Origin of the sequence: Photorhabdus hainanensis (assembly GCF_018448965.1) — a bacterium.
Taxonomy (GTDB): Bacteria; Pseudomonadota; Gammaproteobacteria; order Enterobacterales; family Enterobacteriaceae; genus Photorhabdus; species Photorhabdus akhurstii.
In genome coordinates this window covers 1-624 of sequence record NZ_RCWD01000128.1, presented here as the reverse complement: position 1 = coordinate 624, position 624 = coordinate 1, and the positions used below count along the sequence as shown (strand labels likewise).

The 624-nt window shown below is 59.0% G+C and carries 1 pseudogene; it reads left to right on the top strand.

Going from position 1 to position 624, the window contains the following annotated elements:
• Nucleotides 1-624 (top strand): annotated as a pseudogene (locus tag EAE92_RS24185) (hemagglutinin repeat-containing protein); the annotation flags it as partial.

The following is a 624-nucleotide window of genomic DNA, read 5'->3' as shown; positions in this document are numbered from 1 at the left end:
CCGGTGTCGCTTTTGGCAAACAGCAGCAATTAACGCCGGGCGTCGCCTTAAGCCCGGCACAGATGGCGTTGCTGACCTCGGATATTATCTGGCTGACCAATCAAACCGTGACCCTGCCGGATGGCACAACCGAGGTGGTCACCGTGCCGCAGGTTTATGCCCGCGTCCGTCAGGGCGACCTGAGCAGTGACGGTGCCTTGCTGGCCGGGAATACCGTGGCGCTCAACAGTCAGGGCGATATCACTAACAGCGGCACAATTAGCGGGCGTGACGTCACCCAACTGACCGCCAACAATCTGACCAACAGCGGCTTTATTCGCGGCGGCAAAGTGGATTTGACAGCTCAACAGACGCTCACCAACCGGGGCGGCCGGATTCAGGGCGATGACCGGGTGACTCTGACAGGCCACGATATCACCAGCGCATCGACCATGCGCGGGGATGAGGCTAACCGTTGGTTAGACCGTCCGGCAGGCATCTATGTGCGGAACGATAAGGGCGCCTTATCGCTGAGCGCCATCAACAATGTGCAATTAACCGCCAGTGACGTCAAAAATGCCGGTAAAGACGGTCACACCGAGATAACCGCAGGCCATAACCTGACGCTGGACGCCTTAAGCACGC